A 20412-nucleotide genomic window follows, 5' to 3' on the forward strand; every position below is an offset into this window, starting at 1 on the left:
CGCCTAGAATTCGAACGAGAACCCCTTTTCAGCGAGGAGCAAACGTGCGTTTCCTGAGCGAGCCAACCACCGATCTGACCTATTCTGACCTCTTCCTGCTCCCCTCGCGTTCCGATGTCACATCGCGCCTGGACGTGGACCTGGCGGCCGATGACGGGACCGGTTCCACCATTCCGCTGGTCGTGGCCAACATGACGGCAGTGACCGGGAAGCGGATGGCCGAAACCATGGCCCGCCGGGGCGGTCTGGCCGTGCTCCCGCAGGACGTGCCGCTGGACGTGCTCCGCGACGTCACCGCCTGGGTGAAGGCACGCCACACGGTGTTCGAAACTCCTGTCAGCCTCGGCGCGTCCAACACCGTGATCGATGCCCTTCACCTGATGGGCAAGAGGCCGCACGGCGCCGTCGTAGTGCTCGACGACGCCGGCGCCGTCGCCGGCGTGGTCCGGGCTGCCGACTGCGAGGGGCAGGACCGCTTCGCGTCGCTGTCCTCGGTGATGCGCCACCAGCCGCTGATCCTGGATGCCGCGGACTTCGACGCCGGAACGGAACACGGCGCTGATCCCGGGGCTCTCGCACGCTCCCTGCGCGGGGCCTTCGACGCCATGGACGGCGCCGGCACCGACTTCGCGCCCGTCCAGCAGGACGGAACGCTGGCCGGTGTCCTGACCCGCAAGGGCGCGCTGCGCTCGACGCTTTACCGGCCGTTGCTCGACGGCGGTGGGGCGCTCAAAGTAGCGGCCGCCGTCGGTATTAACGGAGACGTCGCCGGCCGGGCCGCAGCGCTGCTCGCCGCCGGCGTCAACGTGCTGGTGCTGGACACCGCGCACGGCCACCAGCAGAAGATGTTCGACGCCCTGGCTGCGGTCCGGAGCCTGGACCCCGGCGTGCCGGTGGTGGCCGGCAACGTGGTCACCGCCGAAGCGACGCGCGAGCTGATCCGGGCCGGCGCCGACATCGTCAAGGTCGGGGTCGGTCCGGGTGCCATGTGCACCACGCGGATGATGACCGCCGTCGGCCGGCCCCAGTTCTCCGCGGTGCTGGAGTGCTCGGCGGCGGCGCGTGCCGCCGGCGGCAGGGTGTGGGCCGACGGCGGTGTCCGCTACCCTCGCGACGTGGCGCTGGCCCTCGCGGCCGGCGCCAGCCAGGTCATGATCGGTTCGTGGTTCGCCGGTACGCACGAAAGCCCGGGGGACCTGCAGGTCGACGCCGGCGGCCGGCAGTTCAAGGAAAGCTTCGGCATGGCATCAGCGCGCGCGGTGCAGAACCGCAACCAGCGCGAAGACGCCTTCGAAAAGGACCGGAAAGCCCTCTTCGAGGAAGGTATCTCCACCTCGCGGATGTACCTGGACGCCGGACGGCCCGGTGTGGAGGACCTGCTGGACATGATCACCGCAGGGCTGCGCAGCTCCATGAGCTACGCAGGCGCCGCGGACCTTGCCGCGTTCCGGGAACGCGCCGTGGCGGGCATCCAGTCAGCAGCCGGCTACGAGGAAGGCCGGCCGGTACCGCAAAGCTGGTGAACGGCGCTCCTGTAGACTGAAATTCTTATGGACAGTAAATCTAGGTGCCGGCCTGGGGGCTGTCAGCGCGGAACGCACACCGTTCCCGCCCAGTCCACCCGCAGAGCCGGCAAACCCCGTTCACGCGCCCATCACTCCAGTGCCGTCCGTCAGGGACACTCCCACGGCCGCACTGCCTTCCAGGAAACAGGGTCGGCCGCGGCTGACCATCCTCCGCCGGTACGTTTCCCCCGGCCAGTCCTCCTGCCCTGCGAAGCGGGCCGCTAAATGGAGTGGCTACTGCTCGGAGCAGGATTGCTCCTCATTCTCGGCACCGGCTTCTTCGTTGCCGTCGAATTCTCCCTGGTCGCGCTTGACCAGGCCACCGTACAGCGTGCGGTGGACAACGGCGACACCGCTGCCGTTCCGCTGCTCAGGTGCCTGAAGTCCCTGTCCACGCAGCTTTCCAGCTGCCAGCTCGGCATTACCCTGACCACGCTGCTCACCGGTTACGTGATGGAACCGTCGGTGGGCAAGCTGCTCGAAGGCCCGCTGTCCGCGCTGGGCCTGCCCGAAGCGGCTGCGACATCGGTTTCGCTGGTCGTAGCCATGGCGCTGGCCACCCTGCTGTCCATGCTGATCGGTGAACTGGTCCCGAAGAACATGGCCATCGCGCTGTCCTTTCCGATCGGCAAGGCCGTCGCCCGGCCGCAGCTGATGTTCACCGCCGTCTTCAAACCGGCGATAATTGTCCTCAACGGCTTCTCGAACAAGGTCCTGAACGTCTTCGGTTTGGAGGCCAAGGAAGAGATCTCCGGTGCCCGCAGCCCGGCCGAACTCGCCTCCCTGGTGCGCCGTTCGGCGGCGATGGGAACCCTGGACGAGCGGACCGCCAACTTCGTCTCACGCACCCTGAACTTCTCCGGCCGGACGGCCGCTGACGTGATGACGCCCCGGATCCGGGTGGAGACCATTGACGGCCACCAGCCGGTTTCGGACATCGTGGAGGCCGCCAAGCGGACCGGCTACTCCCGGTTCCCGGTGATCGGCGAGTCGTCCGACGACATCCGCGGCGTCGTGCACATCAAAAAAGCCATCGCCGTCCCGCCGGACCGGCGGGCCAATCTGGAAGCCGGGGCAATCATGACGGAGGTGCTCCGGGTGCCCGAGACGATCCACCTGGACGGGCTCCTCGCCGAACTGCGCGAAGGGAACCTGCAGCTCGCCGTCGTGCTCGATGAGTACGGCGGAACCGCCGGCATCGCCACGCTTGAGGACCTCGTGGAGGAAATTGTCGGGGAAGTGGCCGACGAACATGACAAGGTCCGCCCCGGGCTGCTGCAGAGCGCCTCCGGGGACTGGTACTTCCCGGGCTTACTCCGGCCTGACGAACTCTCCGAGCAAGTACCCGGACTGACAGTGCCGGACGAAGCGACCTATGAGACGGTCGGCGGCTATGTGATGAGCCAGCTCGGCCGCATCGCCGTAGTCGGCGACACCGTCGGCGTCGTCGGCGGGAAACTGAGCGTGACGCGTATGGACGGACGCCGCATTGACCGCATCTGCTTCACGCCATCGCCGCCCGAGCATGAGCAGCACGGCGGACACGACGGGCGCCTTGACGCTGCCGGACAGGCAGGTGCCGCATGAGCGACTGGATGGGAATCCTCTGGCTGGCTGTGCTGCTGCTGGGCAACGCCTTCTTCGTGGCGGCCGAATTCGCCGTCATGTCCGCCCGGCGGAGCCAGATAGAGCCCCTCGCCGAGTCCGGCTCCAAACAGGCCCAGACCACGCTGCGGGCGATGGAAAACGTCTCGCTGATGCTCGCCTGCGCCCAGCTGGGCATCACCGTGTGCTCCCTGTTGATCCTGCAGGTGGCAGAGCCTGCCATCCACCACCTCCTGGCCGTGCCGCTGGAAGCACTGGGCATCCCGACGGAGATGGCCGACGTGGTGGCGTTCGCGATCGCCCTGCTGATCGTCACCTTCCTGCACGTGACGTTCGGCGAAATGGTGCCCAAGAACATCTCGGTCTCGGTTGCGGACAAGGCGGCCCTGCTGCTGGCCCCGCCACTGATGTTCATCGCCCGTGCGGTCAAACCGGTGATCGTGGCGCTTAACTGGTCCGCGAACCACATCCTGAAATTGATGCGGATCGAGCCGAAGGACGAGGTCACCTCCTCCTTCACGCTCGAGGAGGTCCAGTCGATCGTCCAGGAGTCCACCCGCCACGGCCTGGTGGACGACGACGCCGGCCTCATCACCGGAGCGCTGGAGTTCTCCGAACATACAGCCTCCGAGGTGATGGTTCCGTTGGAGAAGCTCGTGATGCTGAAGGCCGCCACCACGCCGGAGGAGTTCGAGAAATCCGTGAGCCGGACCGGGTTCTCCCGGTTCCCGATGCTCGACGACGAGGGGATGCTCTCCGGCTACCTGCACATCAAGGATGTGCTGTCGATCTCCGAAGCCGGCTACCAGTACCCGATTGCTGAGAGCCGCATCCGTTCGCTGGCCAACCTCGCGATGGACGATGAGATCGAAAAGGCCATGTCCGTCATGCAGCGCACCGGCTCGCACCTGGCCCGTGTGATCGGCCCGGACGGCCACACCCAGGGCGTGCTTTTCCTTGAGGACGTCATTGAACTGCTGGTGGGCGAGATCAGGGACGCCACCCAGGCCACCGGCTACCGCAGGCTCGGGCAGGGCTGACCGCAGCACGCCGGTCTGACCCTAAATAGGAATGATTCCCATTTAGGGTTAGACTCGCTGTATTGCTAACGCTTCTCAATAACTGATCCGAGGTATGTCCCGTGCGCCGTTCCGCCGCCGCTCTTGTCCTTGCCGGCCTCAGCAGCCTCCTGCTGACGGCCTGCGGTACGACGACACCCCGCAGTGACCGGCCGGGGGCCGGGGGACGGTGTGGTCGAGGTCGTTGCTTCCACCAGCGTGTACGGCGACCTCGTCAAGACGGTGGGCGGGGACAAAGTCCGGGTCAGCTCGATCATCAGCCGGACCAGCCAGGACCCGCATTCCTATGAGGCCACGACGCAGGACAAGCTGGCGGTGTCCAAAGCCGAACTGGTGGTGGAAAACGGCGGCGGCTACGACGATTTCCTGCACAAACTGGCCGAGGACACCGGGCTGGGCGAAAAGAACCTGCTCGTCGCGGCGGACGCCTCCGGCCTGGAATCCGGCTCCCCGGCAGGTTTCAACGAACACGTCTGGTACAGCACCGCCGGCATGAGCCGGGTGGCCGACGCGCTGGCGGAGAAGCTGGGCGCCTTGGAGCCGTCCTCTGCCGCGGACTTCCAAAGCCGGGCCGCGGGACTGAAAAAGGAGCTCGCCGGCCTCGACACCCGGCTCTCGGCGCTCAAGGCTCCGGCGGCCCCCGGCGGCGTCGCCGTCACGGAACCGGTACCGCTGTACCTGCTGGAAGCAGCGGGCCTGGAAAACCGGACACCGCCCGAGTACAGCGCCGCCATCGAGGCCGGGTCGGACGTCCCGCCGGCCGTGCTGCGCTCCGCCGTCGACGTCGTGAAATCCGGCGGAATCCGCCTGCTCGCTTACAACCCCCAGACGGAAGGCCCGCAGACGCGCGCGCTCAGGGACGCCGCCGTCGCCGCCGGCGTCCCCGTCGTGGAATTCAGCGAAACGCTGCCGGAGGGCAAGACCTACCTGCAGTGGATGTCCGGCAACGTGGACGCGCTGGCCGGGGCCCTCAGCCAGGGAGGTAACCGCAGTTGAAACCCGTCGTAAGTCTCCGCTCAGCGTCCCTGAAGTTCGGTCAGCGGACCCTGTGGGAGAACCTGGACCTGGACATCTTCCCCGGCGAATTCTTCGCCGTCCTCGGCCCCAACGGCAGCGGCAAGACCACCCTCCTCAAGGTGCTGCTCGGACTGCAGGACCTCAGCACAGGGACCGCCGTCCTCGACGGCCAGCCCATCGCACGGGGTAACCAGCGGATCGGGTACGTGCCGCAGCAGGAGTCCTTTGATCCGGACACGCCCCTGCGTGCCCGAGACCTGGTGGGACTCGGCGTCGACGGCCACCGCTGGGGGATCCGCCTGGGCGGGGGAAAGGTGAACCGCAAGATCGATCACCTCCTGGCCGAAGTCGGGGCGCAGGACTACGCCAAGGTCCCGGTCGGCCAGCTTTCCGGCGGGGAGCAGCAGCGTCTTCGGGTGGCGCAGGCCCTCGCCACCGACCCCAAGGTCCTGCTGTGCGATGAACCGCTGTTGTCGCTGGATCTGCACCACCAGCAGGCTGTCAGCGGGCTGATCAACCGGCAGTGCCATGAAGAGGACAGCGCGGTCATTTTCGTCACCCATGAGATCAACCCGATCATCGACTACGTGGACCGGGTGCTGTATCTCGCCGGCGGCCGCTTCCGGGTGGGAACGCCCGAAGAAGTCATGACCACCGAGGTCCTGTCCGAGCTGTACGGCAGCCATGTGGAAGTGATCCACGCCAACGGCCGGATGATCGTGGTGGGCCTGCCGGACGCGACGACGCACCACCATGAGGATGCCCACGCAGTCGCAGGCGAGGTGGGTTAGGTGGACCTGAACCATATTCTGCAGGCGATCTTCAACTTCGAGAACTATGGCGAACTGCTCGGACTGGTCCAGAACTCGATCTGGGCCGGCGCTGTGCTCGGCCTGCTGGGCGGCCTGGTGGGCACCTTCGTGATGAAGCGCGACCTGGCGTTCGCCGTGCACGGCATTTCCGAGCTCTCCTTCGCCGGGGCCGCCTTTGCCTTGTTGGTCGGCGCGGATGTGGTGCTCGGCGCGCTGGCCGGTTCGGTGGTCGCCGCGCTGCTGCTGGGCCTGATGGGCGTCCGGGCCCGGGACAAAAACTCGACCATCGGTGTGCTGATGCCCTTCGGCCTGGGCCTGGGCATCCTCTTCCTCTCGCTCTACGAAGGCCGGGCCGCGAACAAGTTCGGCCTCCTCACCGGCCAGATCGTCTCCGTCGGCACCGTGCAGTTGCAGGTGCTCGCCGGTGCCGCCGTCGTCGTCATGCTGGCGCTGGTTGCCATTTGGCGGCCGCTGACGTTCGCGAGTGTGGATCCGAAGGTCGCCGCGGCACGCGGCGTCCCGGTCCGGGGACTGGCCCTGGGCTTCATGCTGCTGCTGGGCGTGAGCGTGGCACTGTCGATCCAGATCGTCGGAGCGCTGCTGGTGCTGGCGCTGCTGATCACGCCGGCCGCGGCTGCCCTGCGGGTGACGTCCTCGCCGCGGCTCGTGGTGCTGCTCAGCGTGGTCTTCGCCGTGACGGCCACCGTAGGCGGGATCCTGCTGGCGCTCGGCGGCCGGCTCCCGATCAGCCCCTACGTGACGACGCTGTCCTTTTTGATCTACGTCATCTGCCGCGCCGTCGGCAACATTCGGGCCAAGCGCGGCATCAACGGCCGCGTGCTAGCGCCCTCGACGGCGGCTCCCTAGGCACCGCCCTTTGCCCGGACGCTCCGGGTGGTCGCCCTCAACGGCCGCAGCACGTACAGTGCTCGCATGGGGGAACACATGGGGAATTTGCTCCGGCGGTGGGTGGGTCTGGCCGCCCTGGTGCTGCTGCTGTTGCCGGCGGTTTCGGCCTGCCTTGCTGAGCCGCGGCAGCCGGACCTCTCCACGCGTGAGGAGTTTGCCCGGAGTGTCATGACTGCCGCGCTGTCCGGATCCACCGAGAGCCTCGTCGCCCTGGTCAGTCCGGCGGCCGTCAACGCCCGCCCCGAGGCCCAGCAACTGGTTGACTCCGTCCGGGGCTGGACGCCGGACTCCTGGCAGCTCGGAATCAGCAACGATTTTCCGGAGGTAGCCAACGTCACCGCCCGGCACGACGGTGACTCCGCCTCCGTCCGCTACATGATCTCGTGGAGCGACGAGCGCTGGACCCTGGTGATGGGGGAGTCGAAGAACCGGCCGAGCGGCGGCGCGAAGCTCATCGGCCCCGGCTCCGACCCGAAAATCCTGCCGGGCGGCCCCTCATCCGCACCGACCGCGCCGGTAACCCCGCCACCGAGGGCAGGCGAGGCGTGTCCGGCGGTGATTGGCACCGGTGTAACGGGACCCGTGTACGGGGCCGCCCCGCTGACCTGCCGGACGTTCACCTCGACGTCGGGTTCCATGCGCGGTCAGAACATGTATTGGCTGACGTCCACGCCGCTCCACCTGAGCTTCGACCGGGCGGGAGGGGCCACGGCTCTGGTGGTGCGGATGCCGTGCGGCGTGCTGAACGTGCCCGTGTCGGTGGACGACTTTGGCCTGGTCCCTGAACTGTCGCGGATGGCAGAGTCGGCCGATGGTTGCGCCGGCCCGGAGTCGGAGCAGCGAGGCTGGACGACTGCCTTCTTCAAAGTGCCCTCGGTCTACCGGCTCGACTCCTCGGAGCTGACGATCACCAGCGAACTCGGCCAGATCCGGTTCAAGCAGGACTAAAAGGGGCCCAGCAGGACTAAGAGGCGGCGTCAGCCCCGCCCTTAGTTGTTGCGCTGCAGCGCCGTGCACTCGGGGCACAAGCCGAAAATCTCCACCGTGTGCTCAACCGTGGTGAAGCCGTGCTCGGCCGCGATCCGCGCAGCCCAGGCCTCGACGGCCGGGGCCTCGACTTCAACGGCCTTGCCGCAGTTGCGGCACAACAGGTGGTGGTGGTGGCCGGTGACCGCGCACCGCCGGTAGACCACCTCGCCGTCGGTGTTCCGCAGCACGTCCACCAGCCCTTCGTCCGCGAGGGACTGCAGGATCCGGTAGGACGTTGCGAGCGAGACGGAGGTGCCGCGCTCCTGCAGGATGCGGTGCAGCTCCTGGGTGCTGACGAAGTCATCCAGTTCATCGAGGGCGGCACTGACGGCAAGCCGCTGCTTCGTGACGCGCTGCTCCTTGCCCGCAGGCTGTTCCTTGGTGCCGGCGGTCGCCTCGACCGGTGCCGGACCGCCGCCCGTGGTGGCGCCGTGGGACATGGGAAACTCGCTTCGCTGGGGTGACGCTGTTCGGAGGGGCAGGGTCCCAGATTACCAGCCGGGCACCGTGGACACTGCTTCGGACGGAGCCCTAGGCTGGCCGGATGAAGCTGACGAAATTCACCCACGCCTGCGTCCGGATCGAGAAGGAAGGCCGGGTGCTGGTGCTGGATCCGGGCACGTTCTCCGAGGTGGCGGAGGCTCTGAACGGCGCGGACGCTGTGCTGATCACGCACGAGCATCCGGACCACATCGACGTCGACGCCGTTTCTGCCGTGATCTTGGCCGACCCCCGGCTCCAGTTGTACGCGCCCGACGGCGTGGCCGCCCAGCTACGCGCTAAAGCGCCGGACGCGGCGGAGCGGATCCACACGGTGCGGGTGGGCGAGGACTTCGAAGCGGCCGGTTTCGCGATCCGGAGCTTCGGCGGCCAGCATGCCCTCATCCACCCGTTGATCCCGGTGGTTGCCAACATCGGTTATCTGGTGGACTCGAATATCTACCATCCGGGCGATTCCTTCGTGATCCCGGACGGCATCGACGTGCAGACCCTCCTGGTGCCGATCCATGCGCCATGGAACAAGGTCGGTGAAGTGGTGGACTTCGTGGTCGGCGTCCGCGCGCCGCGGGCCTTCCCGATCCACGACGCCCTCCTGAACGACACGGGTCGCGGCCTGGTGGAGGGCCATGTGACCCGGATCGGCGCCAAGTACGGCACCGAGTACCGCCGCCTTGTCAGCGGAGAATCGGTGGAGGTCTAGCCGGCCGGTTGAATATCAGGCGGGCCAGACGCCGCTGGCGAAGAACTCGCCGATGGTGGCCTCATACGGCGCCGGATCCAGGTTCTGGGTCTGCAGCCATTCGGGGTTGTAGTAGTTCCCGGAGTAACGGTCGCCGCCGTCGCACATCAACGACACCACGCTGCCGTGGCGGCCCTCGGCGATCATCCCGGCGATGAGCTGCCACACGCCCCACAGGTTAGTGCCGGTGGAGGGCCCGGCGTGCAGGCCCGCGTAGTCGCGCAGGTGGCGCATGGCGGCGACGGACGCGGCGTCCGGAACCTGGATCATCGAGTCGATCACCCCCGGTACGAAGCTGGGCTCCAACCGTGGTCGGCCGATGCCCTCAATCCGCGACGGCTGCCCGGAGGCGTCCGTTGTCCCGCCGTCCCGGCTGGCGAGCCAGCCGGGGAAGAACGCGGAGTTTTCGGGATCGACGACGGCGAGCCGGGTGTCGTGCCGCTGGTAGCGCAGGTACCGGCCGATGGTGGCGCTGGTGCCGCCGGTGCCGGCTCCCACCACGATCCAGTCCGGGACCGGGTGCTCCTCAAGGGCCAGCTGGCCGAAAATCGACTCGGCGATATTGTTATTGCCGCGCCAGTCCGTGGCCCGCTCCGCATAGGTGAACTGGTCCATGTAGTGGCCGCCGGTGCTTCGCGCCAGCTCTTCCGCGGCCGCGTAAACCTCGGAGGCGTGGTCCACCAGGTGGCAGGTGCCGCCGAACTGTTCGATGAGCCTGATCTTCTCGCGGCTGGTGGTCGTGGCCATCACTGCGATGAATGGCAATCCCAGTAATTGCGCAAAGTACGCTTCGGAAACCGCTGTGCTGCCGCTGGACGCCTCCACAATGGTGGTGCCTTCGCGGATCCAGCCGTTGACCAGTCCGAACAGGAACAGCGAACGGGCCAGCCGGTGCTTCAGGCTTCCGGTGCGGTGGGTCGATTCGTCCTTGAGGTAGAGCTGGACGCCCCAGTGCTCCGGCAGGGGCACCGAGTAGAGGTGGGTGTCGGCGGATCTGTTGTTTTCAGCATTGATCCGGCGGATGGCTTCGTCTACCCAATCCCGGTCCTGCTGGCGCGCTGTCATCACCGCATTAGCCTACCTTCGCGGGTCTGTGGCCCGGTTAGAGTGGGCGGATGGAAACGCTGATGACTGTGGCCGAACTCAAGAAACGGTTGGATTCCGGTGAGCGCACGGTGCTGCTGGATGTGCGCTGGGCGCTCGGCGACCCGCACGGCCGGGAGCACTATCGGCAAGCGCATCTTCCCGGTGCCGTGTTCGTGGACCTTCCCACCGAGTTGGCCGGTCCGGAAGAGCCCGCCCGAGGCCGCCACCCCTTGCCGCCAACGGAGCAGTTCGAGCTGTCGGCGCGCTCCTGGGGGGTCCGGAACGGGGACACGGTCGTGGGTTATGACGACAGCGGGAACATGGCAGCAGCACGGCTCTGGTGGATGCTGCGCAACGCCGGTTTCTCCTCGGTCCGACTGCTCGACGGCGGCCTTGCCGCCTGGCAGGCGGCCGGTCTGGAAGTCGAGAGCGGCGAAGCTGCTCCGGAGCCTGGCGACGTCGACCTCTCTGACGGCGACATGCCGGCCCTTGGCGCAGCTGAAGCGGCGGGCTGGTCCCGGACGGGCGTGCTCCTGGACGCCCGCGCCGGCGAACGCTACCGCGGCGAAATTGAACCCGTCGACCCGCGCGCCGGCCACATCCCCGGCGCAGTCAGCGCGCCGACCGCCGACAACCTGGCGGAGGATGGCCGTTTTCTGCCCGCGGCTGTGCTGCGGAAACGTTTTGCCGAACTCGGCGTCACCGAGGAGCTGCCGACGGCCGTCTATTGCGGCTCCGGCGTGACCGCGGCCCACGAGATCGCTGCCCTTGAGATTGCCGGCTTTCCCGCGGCACTGTACCCCGGCTCCTTCTCGGAGTGGTGCAACAACCCTAGAAACGAAGTCGTCACCGGTGCTGCTCCCGGCGGCGACGGGTCCGCGGCCGGTTAACCTAGCGACGCAGTGTTCTTGGCCGGTTGACCTCGCCCGCTGGCACGTCACGCGGCTGCCCGCTTGCGCACGCGGGTGCCCATGGATACTTTCGCCCGATGCCGCAGCTTCCTGCTCTGCAACGGTCCGGCGTGAGCTGCCGCCTCGGGGCCAAGCGCATCCAGTTGCTCAGGCATTCGCCGGTGCCCGCTTCCTGGTAGCGGTGGTGCGGTTGAGGAGTAGGTGTGGCCGGTTGGGGTGGTGAGTTCGAGGGTGTGGCGGCCGGGTCCGGGTCTGGGTTGTGCGGTCCAGCCGGGGGTTTCTTTGGTGTGGTTGCAGGCTTCGCAGAGTCCGGCGCCGTTGCTGGAGGTGGTTGGTCCGTCGTTGTGCCAGGGGATGATGTGGTCCAGGTGCCGGATGGGGGCGTCGCAGTAGGGTGTGCGGCAGGTGTCGTCGCGGGTTTGGATGAACCGGCGCAGTCCGGGTGGGAAGAGCCGGTCTCGGGAGTCCATGGCGACGAGGTCGCCGGTCGCGGGTGCGGTGTAGAGCCGCCGGATCCAGGTCGCGAAGGCCGGATCGTCGCTGCTGGCGTTGATCTTGCCGGGCTCCTTGCCGGCCGCCGGTCCGTTGAGGAGTTCCCGGGCCCAGCCGGCGGGGACGATGCCGTAGCCGGGGAGCCGGGCGGGTTCGCTGTCGGCTTGGAGGAGGGTGCGGTCGGTCATGACGAGTTGGATTTCGACTCCGTTGATCCCGCCGGGTGTGCCGGTGGTGCGTTCGACGAGGGTGTCGGCCATCAGTTGGCCGCGGGTGCGGGTGTCTCCGGCGGACCGGAGCGTGTCGGCGTGCCGGGTCAGGGCCGCGTACATGGCGACGCCTTGGCCGACGGGCAGCAGTGCGGTGAGGTAGCACATGGTGTCGGGGGCGGGGCGGATGCTGACGTGGCGTTCGGTGGCGGCGTGTGCGGCGCGCTGGGTGACCGAGCGGGGGTCCCGGCGGTAGGCGGCGGCGCGGGCTGCGGCGGTAATGGCCCGGTCCCCGGCGCCGTCGAAGGTGCCGGTGTCGGGGGCGAGTTCTTCGTCGACGGCGGTCCGGTCGGCGGCGGGCAGGCAGGCGGTTTCCCGGGCCAGAAGGGTGGCGCGCCATTCGTTGAGGTGTCCGGTTTCCAGGGCGGTGAGGGTGTGCGGCATTTCGGTGACGAGGGCTTTCGCCAGGCCGAGGAGCCGGGCGCCTTTGGCCGGGGATTCCCGCCGGGCCAGGGCGATCTGCGCCCCGGCCCCGGCCCCGCGCTGGTCGGCGGGGACTCCGGCGGCGGCTTGTTCACGCCGCTGGGCCAGGTCGAACGCGACAGCGAGCCGGGCCTGACGCGCAGCCAAGGCCGACTTCAGATCCTCCAGGACGCGTGTTTCAGCGATGAGTGCCGCGGCGCTGGCCGGGGCCGGGATCCCGGCCAGGAGCCGCGCAAGGTCCGCGATCTTCACGCTGTCCGCCAGAACCACGCCGGGCCCCTGCTTGCCGTCCATGGTTCAAGTATCCGTTCGGGCTATGACGTTAACGGCCCCGCGAAGACCTTCCGTCGCGGCGGAGTCTCCCGCTCCGGGCCTCACATGGGTGAGGACGGCATGCCCCGCCGAAGCTGTCTCCAGGTCTCCTTTGCCGCCCATGGTCCCAGTCTTCCAGTGACCACTGACACTTAAAGCCACTGCGGAGTTGGCGCCGTGCGGAAGCTCCGACAGATTCGTGCGCCCCGTCGTTACACTTTCGATGATGCCGGACATTAACGGGGTATGAGCTTGCAAGCAGTCCGGAGGGATCCCGCAAATTTGGAACGGGAAAAGCGGTTTTTGGCGGCGCACGCTGCCAGCCACGACCGCATCTACCGCTATTTTCGCCGGAGAACAGCGGATGCGGCCACCGCAGAAGACCTCTCTTCCGAGGTTTTCCGGATCGCGTGGGAAAAGCTGGCCGGCACCGGTGAACTGACCGTCATGGTTCTTTTTGGGGTGGCAAAAAACGTACTTCGGAACCACGACCGGTCAGCGTCCCGGTCCGCAAACCTCATTGGCGCGCTCCGGGCCGAACGACGAGTCGAAGACCCCAGCCACGATTCGCCCATCCAGGAGGCCCTCGAACGGCTCAGCCCCGACGACCGCGAAGTATTGCTCCTGACCTACTGGGACGGCTTCACGTCAGGGGAGATTTTCCGATCTGCTCAACACGAGTGCCACGGCGGTCAGGATGCGACTTCACCGGGCACGCAAAGCACTGAGCCACCTCATTCAGACACAGCCACAGGCAGAGGGTGCAGAACTATGAAAACGAAGACGACCGCTGACCCGCTTCGCCGTCAGCTGGCTTCCCTTGATCCGGCAGGACACGTCACCGCCGACGAATTGGTCCGGAGCAGGGAGCGCTCCCTGGCAGCCATGCAACTCGTCGCAGCACCGCAGGAACACGACGGTGTCGCTGTCCGGGGCGAAGCCGTCCGGTACCCCGCAGCAACAGAACTCTCCGCCCGGCGTTCGCGGCGTGCGCACACCTGGCTGACGTCGGCCGCCGCCGCGGCTGTGCTCGCAGCACTGATCACGGGAGACGTCCTTGGTCTTGCCGGCTGGCGGGGCGGAGCCACCGCCCAGGCCGCTGAGGTCCTCAACAAAGCTGCGCAGACCACAATCGAGACCACCGACCCGGTGGTGAAGCCGGGCCAGTACCTGCGGATCAAGAGCACCAACGTCTGGGCCACAAATACCTACGAGCAGGACGGATCCCAGTACCGGTGGCTGGACACGGAAAAATCGGACTTGTACATTCCCGCTGACCGCTCCGCTGAATGGGTGTGGCAACGATCGGGACGCCTGCCCACGACCTTCTTCGATGCCGATTCCAAGGACTACGCTCTCGAACAGAACATACAGCCGTCTCCGGAGTTGCTGCACGCGCGCAATGGAGCTTTCTACGGAAGCCCGGGCGGGTCGACGGCCACGGACCTGTCCAAGTTGCCCCGCGACCCGTACCGGCTGCTGAACAGCATCTACAAACAGACCCTGGGGCACGGACAGTCCGTCGACGGTGAAGCGCTGGTGTTTATCGCGGACCTCCTGAGGACCGGCGTCGTCCCTGCCGACCTGCGGGCCGCCCTCTACAAGGCCGCGGCTCTGATTCCCGGGGTGACAGTCACCGAAGGCCAAGCCAACTTGGACGGCCGCACCGGTGTCGCCATCGGACGCCTCGAGGATGGGCCCGCCAAATCACGGCAGGAGATTGTTATCGACCCCCGGACCGGACTGATGATCGGAGAACGATCCGTTCTTACCCAGGCCCAGGAGGGCTTTCCTGCGGGCACCGCAACGACCTGGACCGCCATCGAAACGTCCGTCAGCAATACGGCGCCCTAGCCAGGGCTGTGGCGAAGGCGAGGCCGCGGGAGCGGGAGATGGAGGAGCGCAGCGCTCCGCCCCAAGTGGCACGGCAAGCAGTCCCGGGGGTAGCGTCGGACCATGACTCCAGGACGACCCGTACCGCCGCCCCTCGCCAAGCCGCTTCCCGACCTCAACGACGTCGAGGCCACCAATGCAACCGACGCCGGCCCCGCCCTCGCCGCGGCCTATGGTGCTACGGCCAGTGACAGCGGCCTTGTTCCGTTGACCGTGGCCCGGCGGGCGCCCAAGGACGACGACGTCGAGATCGCCGTTGAGTTCTGCGGCCTGTGCCACTCGGACGTGCACGCCACCCGCGGGGAGTGGGGCAACCAGAACTACCCCCTCATCCCCGGGCACGAGATCGTCGGCCGCGTCTCCCGCGTCGGCTCCGCCGTCGACGACTTCACCGTCGGGGAACGCGTCGGCGTCGGCTGCATGGTTGATTCCTGCCGTGAATGCGACAGCTGCCTCGACGGCCTGGAGCAGTACTGCGAGAACGGGATGACCGGAACCTACGGCGCCAAGGATGCCCGGAACGGCGGCGCCACCACGCAAGGCGGTTACTCGACGTCGATTGTCGTGGACCGCAACTACGTGCTGCGGGTTCCGGAGGGCATGGACCCGGCCGCCGCGGCGCCCCTGCTGTGCGCCGGCATCACCACCTACTCGCCGCTCAACCACTTCGAGGCGGAAGAAGGCGACGTCGTCGGCGTCGTCGGGCTCGGCGGACTCGGCCACATGGCGGTCAAGATTGCCAAGGCCATGGGCGCGGAAGTCACGGTCTTCACGACGTCGGAGCAAAAGTTCGCTGCGGCGCGCGACCTGGGTGCAGACCACGTGGTCCTCTCCACCGATCCGGCCGCGATGGAAGCGGCGGACCGCAGCATCGACGTCATTATCGACACTGTCGCCGCCCCGCACGACCTCAACCCCTTCTTCCGCACCCTCCGCGTCGACGGCGCCCTCTTCCAGCTGGGCCTGCCCTCGGAAGCCATGCCGCCGGTCAACCCCGGCGCGCTGATCCGCCGCCGGATCGCCTACGCCGGTTCACTGATCGGCGGGATCGCCGAGACGCAGGAGATGCTCGACTTCTGCGCCGAACACGGCGTGGTGGCCGACGTCGAGGTGGTCAGCGCGGACCAGTTGAACGAGGCCTATGACCGCATGGTGGCCGGCGACGTGAAGTACCGATTTGTCCTGGACGCCAGCACCCTGGGGTCCCCGGCGGAAAAGGCGGATGTATGAGCACCCTGTTCACAAAAATCATCAAAGGCGAGATCCCGGGCCGCTTCGTCTGGCGCGAGGACGACGTCGTCGCGTTCCTGACCGTCGGCCCGCTGGCCGACGGGCACACGCTTGTGGTCCCCACCGAGGAGGTGGACCGCTGGACCGACGCTTCACCGGAGGTACTGGGGCGGGTGATGGAGGTTGCCCGCAAGATCGGCGCCGTCCAGGTGGACGTCTTCGACGCAGCCCGAGCCGGCCTGACCGTGGCGGGTTATGAGATCAACCACCTGCACGTGCACGTCTGGCCGTCCAACTCGATGGCCGACTTTGACTTCGGCACGGTCGACCAGCACCCGGACCCGGCAGTCCTGGACGCGAACGCGGAGAAGCTCCGGGAGGGACTCCGTAAGGCAGGGTACGCCGAGCACGTCCCGGAGGCCTAAGCCCCGGAGCCCTAAGCTCCAGGAGGCCTAAGTTCCAGGAACTGGCGCCGGCGCGGCACCCCGGGGGCTACGCCGGCGCCAGCGCCTTGTTCAGCACCGTCCGGATCCGCTTCTCGGAGACCGAATAGGCGGTCCCGAGTTCGACGGCGAAGAGGCTGACCCGCAGCTCCTCGATCATCCAGCGGACCTGAGTTAACTCGGTGCCGAGGCGCCGTCCCGGAAGCAGCGCCGACACGGCGTCGTCGTAGTCGTCCTCAAGGGCCTGGACCACCGCCATGTGCTGGGCGTCGCGCTGAACGTTGCCGGGCAGCTTCTCGAGGCGCTTTTCAATCGCCGCGAGGTAGCGCGGCAGCTGGCTGAGCTGGGCGTAGCCCGTGCGTGCCACGAAACCCGGGAACACCAGCTGTTGCAACTGCGCCTTGATGTCGTTGAGGGCGCTGATCAGAGCCAGGCTGGTGGTGCCTTTGAGCTGCTTCTCGATCCGCCGCGTGCTGGCGAGGATCCGTTCGACGACGGCGGTGACGGTGAATACGGTGTCGATCAGTTCCGCCCGGACCTGCTCGTACAGCGCCTTAAAAGAGGTTTCGTCCCACGGCAGCGCCGCCGGGGTCAACTTGTCGATCGCGGCCAGGGCACAGTCAGCGATCAACGCCGACACCGAACCGTGCGGGTTCTGGCTGAACGTCAGCTTCTCGATGTTGTTCAGGTGCTCCAGGACGTAGCGGTCCGGTGGCGGCACCTTGAGGGCCAGCAGCCGGATCACCCCGCCGCGCATGGCCTGCTCCTGCTCGGAGGAGGTCTGGAAGAGCCGCAGCGCCACCGAAGCGCCCTCATCGACCAGTGCGGGATAGCCGGTAACGGTGTGACCCTTCACGGTGCCCTGCACCTGCCGTTGCACGGCGCCGAACGTCCAGTCCTTGAGGCCGGAAAGTTCGGTGAAGCCGGACGACGACGCCGGGGCCAGGGGCTGCGCCGCGGCGCCTGCCGGGTCCGATTTCCCGCCCTTCTGCCCGCCGCCCTTCTGCCCGCGGGCCGCCGGCGCCGTCGTTGATGGTGTGGCGCCGAGGGATTCGGCGATGGCTCGCCGGGTGGCAGGTGCCAGCTTTTGCTGCAGGGCGGCGAGGTCCTTGCCCTCGTCGAGCACCTTGCCGCGGGAGTCGACTACGCGGAAGCTGACCCGCAAGTGCGCCGGCACGGCGTTCCAGTTCCAGGATCCCGGCGGAATAATCTGGCCGCGGATCCGGCGCAGGACCAGTTCCAGCGACGACTCGAGTTCGTCCGTGGCGGGATCGAAATCGGCTTCCAGCGCGGCGACGGCCTGCCGGGCGACGTCGGGTGCGGGGACGAAGTTTTTGCGCACCTGCTTGGGCAGCGACTTGATCAGGGCCGTCACCAGCTCGACCCGCTGGCCGGGGATCAGCCAGCGGAACGCGGCGTCGTCCAGCTGGTTCAGGAACAGCACCGGAACCTCGGCGGTGACGCCGTCGGACGGATTCGGCGGCGAACCGGGCGCGACCGGATGGAACTCGTAGCTCAGCGGCAGCTCGAAGCCCCTGTGCAGCCACGTCTTCGGGTAGGCCGAGTCGTCCAGCGCGTCCGCGTCGTCGCTGATCAACAGCGACTGGTCGAAGTCCAGCAGCGCGGGGTCCTGCTGCCGGGCCTCTTTCCACCACTTATCAAAGTGGCGCTCGGAGACCACGTCCTTGCCGATCCGCGCGTCGTAAAACTCGAAGAGGGTCTCGTCATCGACCAGGATGTCGCGGCGGCGCATCCGCGCCTCGAGCTCCTCCACTTCCTGCAGCAGGGCACGGTTGCGGTGGAAGAACTTGTGGTGGGTCTGCCAGTCGCCCTCGACGAGGGCGTGCCGGATGAACAGCTCCCGGCACAGTTCCGGATCCACCTTGCCGTAGTTAATCCGCCGGCTGGGGATGATGGGCACGCCGTAGAGCGTTACTTTCTCGTGCGCCATCACCGAGCCCATTTTCTTGGACCAGTGCGGTTCGCTGTAGCTGCGCTTGATCAGGTGCGGGGCAACCTGCTCGGCCCAGAGCGGATCAAATTTCGCCGCCACCCGGGCCCACAGCCGGCTGGTTTCGACCAACTCGGCTGCCATCACAAAGGTGGGGGACTTCTTGAACAGGGCGGAGCCGGGGAAAATGGCGAAGCGGCTGCCGCGGGCGCCGGCATATTCGCGCTTGCGTTCGTCCAGGATCCCGATGTGGCTCAACAGCCCCGACAGCAGGCTGATGTGGATGCCCTCGTGGTTGCCGACCGGATCGGTGAGCCGTTTGTTGTCCAGGCTGATGCCCAGCGGCCGGGCCAGCTGGCGCAGCTGGGCGAAGAGGTCCTGCCATTCGCGCACGCGCAGGTAGTTGATGAACTCGTTGCGGCAGAGCCGGCGGAACGCCGTGGAGGAAAGCTCCTGCTGCTTTTCCTGCAGGTAGTTCCAGAGGTTCAGGTAGCCGGTGAAGTCCGAGTTTTCGTCCCGGAACCGGGCGTGCTTCTCGGCGGCGAGCTGCTGCTTGTCGGTTGGACGCTCGCGCGGGTCCTGGATGGTCAGCGCCGCGGCGAGGATCATGACCTCGCGCACGCAGCCGCGCTTACCGGATTCGACGATCATGCGGCCGAGCCTGGGGTCCACCGGCAGCTGGGCAAGCTGCTGCCCGACGGCGGTCAGGCCGCTGCCGTTCCGGCCCGAACCGTTCCGGCCAGCGCCCGGACGGCGGCCCGGGCGCGCGTCGCCGTCATTCGTCTGTTCCTGCGGCCGCGGAGCCGTCAGGGCACCGAGCTCGCGGAGCAGGGAGACGCCGTCGTTGATGGCGCGGGAGTCCGGCGGTTCCACGAACGGGAAGTTCTCTACGTCCTTGGGGCCGCGGGCGACGCCCATGGCGGTCATCTGCAGGATGACGGCGGCAAGGTTGGTGCGCAGGATCTCCGGGTCGGTGTACAGCGGCCGGGACTCGAAGTCCTCTTCGGAGTACAGCCGGATGGCGATGCCGTCGGAAACGCGGCCGCAGCGGCCCGAACGCTGGTTGGCCGAAGCCTGGGAGACCCGTTCGATCGGCAGGCGCTGGACCTTGGTGCGGTGTGAGTAGCGTGAGATCCGCGCCGTGCCCGGTGTCGATGACGTACTTGATGCCGGGGACGGTGAGCGAGGTTTCAGCGACGTTGGTGGCCAGGACGATCCGCCGCTTGCTGCCCGGGTGGAAGACCTTGTGCTGTTCCTGCAGACTAAGCCGCGCGAAGAGCGGAAGGACCTCGGTGCCGGCCAGCCGCCGGTTGCTCTGGATCCGTGCATTGAGGGCCTCGGCGGCGTCGCGGATCTCACGCTCGCCGGAGAAAAAGATCAGGATGTCGCCGGGCGCTTCGAGGGCGAGTTCGTCGACGGCGTCGCAAACGGCATCCAGCGGGTCGCGGTCCTCTTCGAGTGCGTCGTCGGAAGCATCGGGGTCGTCGTCCCCGGCGGTGCTGCCGCCGGCAGGCTGGGAGAGCGGACGGTAGCGGATCTCCACGGGGTAGGTCCGGCCGGAGACTTCGATGATGGGGGAGGGCTCTTCCTCGCTGCCGAAGTGCTTGGCGAACCGCTCGGGATCGATGGTGGCCGACGTGATGATGACCTTCAGGTCCGGGCGTTGCGGGAGAATCCGTTTTAGGTAGCCGAGGATGAAGTCAATGTTGAGGCTGCGTTCGTGCGCTTCGTCAATGATGATCGCGTTGTATTTGCGCAGCAGCTTGTCGCGCTGGATCTCGGCCAGCAGAATGCCGTCGGTCATGAGTTTGACCTTGGTGGAGCGGCTGACTTCGCCGGTGAACCGGACCTGGAAGCCGACTTCCTGGCCGATCTCGACGCCGAGTTCCTCGGCGATGCGCTCGGCGACGGTGCGAGCGGCCAGCCGCCGCGGCTGGGTGTGGCCGATCAGGCCGTTCTCGCCGAGGCCCAGCTCGAGGCACATCTTGGGGATCTGGGTGGTCTTACCGGAGCCGGTCTCGCCGGCAATGATGGTCACCTGGTTTGCGGCGATGGCGGCCATCAGGTCCTCGCGGCGCTCGGAGACCGGCAGCTCTGCGGGGTAGGAGATATGGAATGTCATGGCTTCAGACAGTCTACTGGGAAC

Annotated in this window: 15 protein-coding genes and 2 pseudogenes; 13 read left to right on the top strand and 4 right to left on the bottom strand. The window is 67.4% G+C overall.

Translation table 11 applies throughout. From position 1 onward, the window contains the following. Positions 1–44 precede the first annotated feature (44 nt). The 7 genes from QFZ61_RS09040 to QFZ61_RS09070 all read left to right on the top strand — a co-directional run bounded on the left by QFZ61_RS09040 (position 45) and on the right by QFZ61_RS09070 (position 7935). Positions 45–1523: a GuaB1 family IMP dehydrogenase-related protein gene (locus QFZ61_RS09040; protein ID WP_307035284.1), complete on the top strand. Its 1479-nt coding sequence runs from the start codon at positions 45–47 to the stop codon at positions 1521–1523. A gap of 267 nt (positions 1524–1790) precedes the next feature. Beyond that, on the top strand, positions 1791–3152 hold the full coding sequence (locus QFZ61_RS09045) for a hemolysin family protein (protein ID WP_307035286.1): 1362 nt from the start codon (positions 1791–1793) through the stop codon (positions 3150–3152). Further along, positions 3149–4210, top strand: coding sequence for a hemolysin family protein (locus QFZ61_RS09050; protein WP_307035288.1), 1062 nt, complete (start codon positions 3149–3151; stop codon positions 4208–4210). Before QFZ61_RS09045 ends, QFZ61_RS09050 begins: the two co-directional genes overlap by 4 nt. Before the next feature lie 183 nt (positions 4211–4393). Beyond that, entirely contained in the window at positions 4394–5245 is an 852-nt protein-coding gene (locus QFZ61_RS09055; RefSeq protein WP_307035289.1) for a metal ABC transporter solute-binding protein, Zn/Mn family, read from the top strand. Then, positions 5242–6057 carry a metal ABC transporter ATP-binding protein gene (locus tag QFZ61_RS09060; protein WP_307035291.1) on the top strand — a complete coding sequence of 272 codons (816 nt, stop codon included), beginning with the start codon at positions 5242–5244 and terminating at the stop codon, positions 6055–6057. The genes QFZ61_RS09055 and QFZ61_RS09060 overlap by 4 nt, the downstream gene beginning before the upstream one ends. After that, positions 6058–6945 (top strand): metal ABC transporter permease, encoded by an 888-nt coding sequence (locus QFZ61_RS09065; protein ID WP_307035293.1) that lies wholly within the window; start codon positions 6058–6060, stop codon positions 6943–6945. Between the two features lie 66 nt (positions 6946–7011). Further along, positions 7012–7935, top strand: coding sequence for a hypothetical protein (locus tag QFZ61_RS09070; protein ID WP_307035295.1), 924 nt, complete (start codon positions 7012–7014; stop codon positions 7933–7935). Positions 7936–7976: 41 nt separating this feature from the next. Here QFZ61_RS09070 and QFZ61_RS09075 read toward each other — a convergent pair whose 3' ends face one another. Next, positions 7977–8456 carry a Fur family transcriptional regulator gene (locus QFZ61_RS09075; protein ID WP_307035297.1) on the bottom strand — a complete coding sequence of 160 codons (480 nt, stop codon included), beginning with the start codon at positions 8454–8456 and terminating at the stop codon, positions 7977–7979. Between the two features lie 104 nt (positions 8457–8560). On the opposite strand from QFZ61_RS09075, the gene QFZ61_RS09080 reads away from it, so the two are divergent. Beyond that, positions 8561–9217 (top strand): MBL fold metallo-hydrolase, encoded by a 657-nt coding sequence (locus QFZ61_RS09080; protein WP_307035300.1) that lies wholly within the window; start codon positions 8561–8563, stop codon positions 9215–9217. 15 nt (positions 9218–9232) lie between these two features. Here QFZ61_RS09080 and QFZ61_RS09085 read toward each other — a convergent pair whose 3' ends face one another. Further along, positions 9233–10321 (bottom strand): PLP-dependent cysteine synthase family protein, encoded by a 1089-nt coding sequence (locus tag QFZ61_RS09085; protein WP_307038092.1) that lies wholly within the window; start codon positions 10319–10321, stop codon positions 9233–9235. Between the two features lie 50 nt (positions 10322–10371). Here QFZ61_RS09085 and QFZ61_RS09090 point away from each other — a divergent pair, with 50 nt between their 5' ends. Continuing rightward, positions 10372–11232, top strand: coding sequence for a sulfurtransferase (locus tag QFZ61_RS09090; RefSeq protein WP_307035302.1), 861 nt, complete (start codon positions 10372–10374; stop codon positions 11230–11232). A gap of 47 nt (positions 11233–11279) precedes the next feature. On the opposite strand, the gene QFZ61_RS09095 is transcribed toward QFZ61_RS09090, so the two are convergent. Then, a complete protein-coding gene (locus QFZ61_RS09095; protein ID WP_307035304.1) occupies positions 11280–12731 on the bottom strand; it encodes an HNH endonuclease in 1452 nt (483 codons plus the stop codon). A gap of 465 nt (positions 12732–13196) precedes the next feature. Here QFZ61_RS09095 and QFZ61_RS16960 point away from each other — a divergent pair. The 4 genes and pseudogenes from QFZ61_RS16960 to QFZ61_RS09110 form a co-directional block, all read left to right on the top strand. Continuing rightward, a pseudogene (locus QFZ61_RS16960) lies at positions 13197–13397 on the top strand (RNA polymerase sigma factor); the annotation flags it as partial. A 123-nt stretch (positions 13398–13520) separates the two neighbouring features. Beyond that, entirely contained in the window at positions 13521–14603 is a 1083-nt protein-coding gene (locus tag QFZ61_RS09100; protein WP_307035306.1) for a CU044_5270 family protein, read from the top strand. Positions 14604–14705: 102 nt separating this feature from the next. Then, positions 14706–15872, top strand: coding sequence for an NAD(P)-dependent alcohol dehydrogenase (locus QFZ61_RS09105; protein WP_307035308.1), 1167 nt, complete (start codon positions 14706–14708; stop codon positions 15870–15872). Continuing rightward, positions 15869–16297 carry an HIT family protein gene (locus QFZ61_RS09110; RefSeq protein ID WP_307035310.1) on the top strand — a complete coding sequence of 143 codons (429 nt, stop codon included), beginning with the start codon at positions 15869–15871 and terminating at the stop codon, positions 16295–16297. Before QFZ61_RS09105 ends, QFZ61_RS09110 begins: the two co-directional genes overlap by 4 nt. Before the next feature lie 67 nt (positions 16298–16364). Here QFZ61_RS09110 and hrpA read toward each other — a convergent pair. After that, a pseudogene (gene hrpA, locus QFZ61_RS09115) lies at positions 16365–20388 on the bottom strand (ATP-dependent RNA helicase HrpA). Between the last annotated feature and the right edge of the window lie 24 nt (positions 20389–20412).

The organism is Arthrobacter sp. B3I4 (assembly GCF_030816855.1).
Taxonomy (GTDB): Bacteria; Actinomycetota; Actinomycetes; order Actinomycetales; family Micrococcaceae; genus Arthrobacter.

Coding starts and splice junctions, on each gene's coding strand:
- QFZ61_RS09095 (WP_307035304.1), bottom strand. CDS start 12,731: ATGGACGGCAAGCAGGGGCCCGGCGTGGTTCTGGCGGACAGCGTGAAG.
- QFZ61_RS09085 (WP_307038092.1), bottom strand. CDS start 10,321: ATGACAGCGCGCCAGCAGGACCGGGATTGGGTAGACGAAGCCATCCGC.
- QFZ61_RS09105 (WP_307035308.1), top strand. CDS start 14,706: ATGACTCCAGGACGACCCGTACCGCCGCCCCTCGCCAAGCCGCTTCCC.
- QFZ61_RS09070 (WP_307035295.1), top strand. CDS start 7,012: ATGGGGGAACACATGGGGAATTTGCTCCGGCGGTGGGTGGGTCTGGCC.
- QFZ61_RS09045 (WP_307035286.1), top strand. CDS start 1,791: ATGGAGTGGCTACTGCTCGGAGCAGGATTGCTCCTCATTCTCGGCACC.
- QFZ61_RS09090 (WP_307035302.1), top strand. CDS start 10,372: ATGGAAACGCTGATGACTGTGGCCGAACTCAAGAAACGGTTGGATTCC.
- QFZ61_RS09050 (WP_307035288.1), top strand. CDS start 3,149: ATGAGCGACTGGATGGGAATCCTCTGGCTGGCTGTGCTGCTGCTGGGC.
- QFZ61_RS09080 (WP_307035300.1), top strand. CDS start 8,561: ATGAAGCTGACGAAATTCACCCACGCCTGCGTCCGGATCGAGAAGGAA.
- QFZ61_RS09100 (WP_307035306.1), top strand. CDS start 13,521: ATGAAAACGAAGACGACCGCTGACCCGCTTCGCCGTCAGCTGGCTTCC.
- QFZ61_RS09110 (WP_307035310.1), top strand. CDS start 15,869: ATGAGCACCCTGTTCACAAAAATCATCAAAGGCGAGATCCCGGGCCGC.
- QFZ61_RS09075 (WP_307035297.1), bottom strand. CDS start 8,456: ATGTCCCACGGCGCCACCACGGGCGGCGGTCCGGCACCGGTCGAGGCG.